This is a genomic window from Methanohalobium sp. (genome assembly GCF_046546175.1).
Taxonomy (GTDB): Archaea; Halobacteriota; Methanosarcinia; order Methanosarcinales; family Methanosarcinaceae; genus Methanohalobium.
Map to the genome: position 1 here is coordinate 1 of NZ_JBKGYF010000107.1, position 5,215 is coordinate 5,215.

Here is a 5,215-nt window from a genome sequence, read left to right on the forward strand (position 1 = left end):
ACAAATTAATGGTACTATTGAATTGGAGAGAAATAAGGGTGCAGAATTTATTACCATGATGAAGCAAAGAAAATTAACCTGTGAGATCAAATATAATGATCAGGATGGTTTAAATTGTACACTTCATGATCGATTTCATCATCATCTGTATGGCTCCAGACAATTGACCCTTGAAATTTAAAAGGAACACCGTTTTTAAGTTCGTAAACGTTTGCGAATTCCCAACCATAGATATCTCTTCCGAAATTCTTAGGTGGATTCAGATGTTCGAAGAACCTTGTATTGAATTCTACAAGACTTTCAAATTTAAAACAGTTGTATATCATACCCTTACCGAGTATTTTTCCGTAGGTTAATCTGCTTGGATCGGTATAATTTCTTTGAATATCTCTTACTGGACATATACCCGGGTAAAGGTTAAAAATAGTTCTAATCCATTTGAGATCGGATTCTTTTGGCAAGGTTCTGGATGCGTAGATTGCTATATATTCCTCAAGAACGCTTGTTTTATAACTCCTGATTTCCATGCATTTGTATCCGTTACAAATCAAAGATGCCCATGGTTGTCTAACTGCAAGGACTCGCAAAATAATTACCACAAAATATTCTGGTAGATTTTAGATTGTTGCCGGTGTTTATTATATCGGTTTCATTGTTCTTTATTCTGACGGTATTTAATTTTATTAAATAGTGCTAATATCTGCCATATTAATCTAATTTTCAGAGTGTTTACAATTAATTAGTGCGGGAGGTGCGATTCGAACGCACGAACTCCTTCGAGACTGGACCCTAAATCCAGCGCCTTTGACCTAGCTCGGCGACTCCCGCGCCTGAGGATATACATACAATGTATTCTTCCATATTAACGTTACGGATTATTTTAGTTTTGGTTGACTGACCGATACATGTCTAATGCTCTTCCCCTTTCTGATTTGTGGTCAATCATCGGTTCTGGATAATTGGGTATTGATGTACTACGGTTTTCCAGATTATGTATTACCTTGCAGGGCTCATCTTCAAGTTCTTCCACCCACTTTTTTATATATATACATTCAGGGTCAAACTTTTTCTGCTGTGACCAGGGGTTGAATATCCTGAAAAACGGCTGTGCATCAGGTCCTGAGGATGCAGACCACTGCCAGTTTCCATTGTTGACCGACTTATCGTAATCTACCAGTTTTCTGGCAAAGTACCTTTCTCCCCACCTCCAGTCTATGTGCAGGTCTTTAACAAGGAATGATGCCACTATCATTCTAACCCTGTTGTGCATGTATCCTGTATGATTCAGTTCTCTCATACCTGCATCAACTATAGGAAACCCTGTTTTTCCTTCACACCACCTGTTGAACTTGTCAGGGTCGTTTTCCCATTCGATCGCATCGAATTTTTTCTTAAAGGATTGTTTGAACATGTAGGGAAAATGGTGTGCAAGATATGTGTAAAAATCCCGCCAGTAGAGTTGTGCAACCAGTGGATGCGATTTATCAAGTTTATCGATTACAGAATAATAGAATTCCCTGATAGATACAGTACCGAATTTGTTGTGAGCTGATAATCCGGTAGTTGCATCCATGTACGGACAATCCCTTTCATATTCATAACTCCTGAATTTTTCCAGACTATCAAGAATTTGTATAGCATTTAACCTGCCACATTTTACATGGATTGATTCATTTTTGTCATATGACAGGGAATAATTCAAGCCTTTTAGTTCGTCTTCAATTTCATCAGTATAGAAGTTTTTTCTTGTCAATGTTTCTGGTGTATCAACTTCAAATCGACTTGCCTTTTTGAAAAACGGTGTAAACACTGTATATGGTGTTCCTTTCTGTGTTTTAATATCATCAGGATTGTGTAAAGTCAGGTCATCATATGAAATAAAATCCACTTCATATTTTTCACATATTTTTTGAATAGCATCATCTCTTTTTTTGCTGAATGGTGTATAATCCCTGTTAACAAAAACAGCATCTACCAATTTTTTGCTGGTTAGGTTCTCAACTATTTTTTCTGCGGTTCCATAGAAAAAATAGAGTTTTGCACCTTCTTCATCCAGCTGTGCTTTCAAATCTTCCAATGATTCAATGAGGAATTGATAAGCGTTCGAGTTGAAGTTGGTTTTATTTTCAATAAGCCTTGGGTCAAAGATAAAACACGGTATGACATATGTGGATTGTTGAAGTGCAGAATCCAGACCAGTATTGTCATCGAATCTTAAATCTCTCCTGAAAATGAAAAGTGACCGGTTATAATTTCCCATGATTTGAAATAACAGGTTCAGGGATTAAAAATTTTCTTAATATATAGTGAAATGGTATGGTCATTTCAATTGCTCTTCGGTATCAGATTTGAGTTTTTGGATTCTGGGATTATTAGGGTCAAGTTTTAATGCTTTGTTAAATTCATCAAGAGCTGGACGACGTTTATCAAGATTGATAAGAGCAATACCTTTCAATTTTCTGATGTTTACTGTGTTATATCCCATCTCTAGGACTCTATCGATGCATTCTATTGATTGGTCATACATTCTTAAATGGAAACAGGCTTTAGCCTTATCATAGAGAGCTTTGGCGTTGTCTGGTTCCAGATGGAGTGCATTATCAAAACATTCACAAGCGTTTTTGTGTTTCTTCTCTTTACCAAACACTCTACCTTTTTTAATCCAGTCTTCTGCAGACATTGAATTACTGTTGCCTGGTTTATTCTTTGACTTTGTTTTAACTTTAGCTTTTTTACTGGATTTTTGAGGTGGTATATACCGGGGTTTAGCCAGTATTTCACGCAAAATCATAATCGCTGCGTGCTTATCCAGTGGGCTGTTATTGTTGCCGCATTTTGGAGACTGGATGCAACTTGGACAACCATCATTGCATGGACAATTTTCAACAGCATTTAATGTAACATCCAGCATTTCCCTGAGTTTATAATAGCCGTTCTCAGCGTAACCTACACCACCGCTGTGTCCGTCATAGATGAATATCCCGCTTTTACCACTAACATCGGAATGGTTGGATTTTGAAAGACCTCCTACATCGTTCCTATCTGCTAGTAAATGTATCGGATACATTGCAATCATACTATGCTCTATGGCGTGGATACCGCCATCAAAATCGAGGTTATAGCTTTGTACAAGCTCTTTAAACCTGGATGGTAGTTCTATCCATAATGATTCGGTTTCAAGTGTTGTTATAGGCATATCAAGTGAATATTCACCGAGGTCTTCATCGGTAAAATGTTGAAATTTCTTATAACCGGTCACCTGTTCTTCCACTTCAACACTGCCGTATCCGGTTGTTATATCTTTTGATGTATCAAAGGTACTGGTTTCGTAAATTTCTTTCACATATATTTCTGAATCTATTAATGGTTTGGTGTAGTAGTCAGTTTTTGTTTCCTGGACATATATTTCTCCTCTGTCATGATCCATCTCAGTAACGATGTAGGGAGTACCCATACTCAGGTATACTGACCCTTCAAAAGCTTCCCTGAATGCCTGAGAACTTTCCATGTCCCTCTCAAGTATTTTTCTTTTATTACCGATTGGCAATACTATTGAATATCCGTGTTTGCTTATATTTCGGATGGAAACATCCATGTGAGGTTGAGGTACCAGTGATGATATAGGTTCTTTTTTTGTAATCAGTTTCTGGTTTTCGAGTGATTTTATGATATTCCAGAATTCAGGTCCAAAATATTTCTCATCGTTCTTTCTAAGAGGGATCTCTTTGGCGGCACAGAGAATATGACCTTCCTGTATATAGGGATTTGAGACGTTGATTACAGCATTTTCACTGCTTTTTCTGAAGAACTTATCCGGATTTCTCATGTAATACTGGTCAAGAGCATCAGGACCTGCAACCATAAATACTGCGCTTTCATTATCCCCACGACCGGCTCTTCCTGCCTGTTGTTTGGTGTTCATCACTGTACCAGGGTACCCGTCTAATATACATACGTCCAGACCTCCAATATCTATACCAAGCTCCAGAGCATTGGTTGAGATCACACCTCTAAGAGAACCGTCAGACAGCTGTTTTTCTATGTTTTCCCGGTCATCTTTACGGTATCCACCTCGGTAAGAACAGATTTTTTTAGAAAAACCACGGCTATCCAGTTCATTTTTTGCAGATAGAGCCATCCTTTCAGCTTTCTGCCTTGCTCTTGTGAAAATTATCGACTGGTAACCATCCTGGACAAAAGTTGAAAACAATCGTACTGATTCATAGAAGCTGGCTTTTCTGACATTGAAACCTTTCTTGTTTATAAACAGAGGCGGATTCCAGAAAACGAATTTCTGTGGACCATTGCTTGACCCATCACTGTCAATTACAGTAACATCTTTTCCGATAAGGTAGGATGTATGTTCCTCAGGATTTCCTATTGTTGCTGTGCAGCAGATGTATTGAGGATTTGAGCCATAGTAATTACACACACGTTCCAGTCTTCTGATAAGGTTTGCCATATTACTTCCAAGAACTCCTCTGTAGTAATGGCTCTCATCAAGAACGATGTATTTCAGATTGGAGAGAACTCTAACCCATTGATGTTTCCATTGAAGGAGACTCATGTGAAGCATTTCAGGGTTTGTAAATATTATCCGTGAATCATTCTTTGAAGCTTTCTTTTCTTCATCAGGTATCGAGCCTATGAACCTGCTTATACCTATATCAAGTCCAGTTTTGTCTCGAAAGTCCTGGAATTTGTTAACCTGATCATTCACGAGCGCATTTAACGGTGAGATATAGATTGCAGTCGCATCTCTGTCATCCATCAGCTGTTCAAAAATAGGAATCAGATATGTGAGTGTTTTTCCACTGGATGTACCTGTTGAAAGTACGATATTGTTTCCTTTTTTTATTTCCTCGATTGCTACTACCTGATGTTTATAAAGCTTATTAATTCCCGTTTCTTCCAGTCCTGAATCTACAAGTGGTTTTAAATCAATAGGTCTGTATTCTGGAAATTTTGCAGGTATATCTTGGATGTGTACGATCTGATTCTGATATCCTCTGGATGATTTGATTTTGTTAATTTGCTGTTTAATACTCATATCAAGAATTCACTCTTCCTGAAGTTTTCAATTATCTTAACCAGTCCTTATAACCACGTGTGAACTACCGCTGAGCTAAAGACTCAGCGGCTTCGGAAGAAGGTTACTAGGAAAGCCTTACTCTTTAAATCAAAGATTTAAAGATATTTGTAAATTTTCAATTTA

Annotated in this window: 3 protein-coding genes and 1 tRNA gene; all 4 read right to left on the reverse strand. The window is 37.7% G+C overall.

All coding sequences use genetic code 11. The features are described from left to right. Nucleotides 1-86 precede the first annotated feature (86 nt). Nucleotides 87-587 (reverse strand): hypothetical protein, encoded by a 501-nt coding sequence (locus ACLFMM_RS09145; protein ID WP_410808429.1) that lies wholly within the window; start codon nucleotides 585-587, stop codon nucleotides 87-89. A 156-nt stretch (nucleotides 588-743) separates the two neighbouring features. Further along, nucleotides 744-828: transfer RNA gene (locus ACLFMM_RS09150), tRNA-Leu, on the reverse strand. 52 nt (nucleotides 829-880) lie between these two features. Beyond that, nucleotides 881-2,260: a cryptochrome/photolyase family protein gene (locus tag ACLFMM_RS09155; RefSeq protein WP_410808430.1), complete on the reverse strand. Its 1,380-nt coding sequence runs from the start codon at nucleotides 2,258-2,260 to the stop codon at nucleotides 881-883. 60 nt (nucleotides 2,261-2,320) lie between these two features. Further along, complete coding sequence (locus ACLFMM_RS09160; protein ID WP_410808431.1) at nucleotides 2,321-5,050, reverse strand: DEAD/DEAH box helicase; 2,730 nt, start codon at nucleotides 5,048-5,050, stop codon at nucleotides 2,321-2,323. Nucleotides 5,051-5,215 lie beyond the last annotated feature (165 nt).

Excerpts from the sequence above, each read along its gene's own strand:
- ACLFMM_RS09160 (WP_410808431.1), bottom strand. The coding sequence starts at position 5,050 with ATGAGTATTAAACAGCAAATTAACAAAATCAAATCATCCAGAGGATAT.
- ACLFMM_RS09155 (WP_410808430.1), bottom strand. The coding sequence starts at position 2,260 with ATGGGAAATTATAACCGGTCACTTTTCATTTTCAGGAGAGATTTAAGA.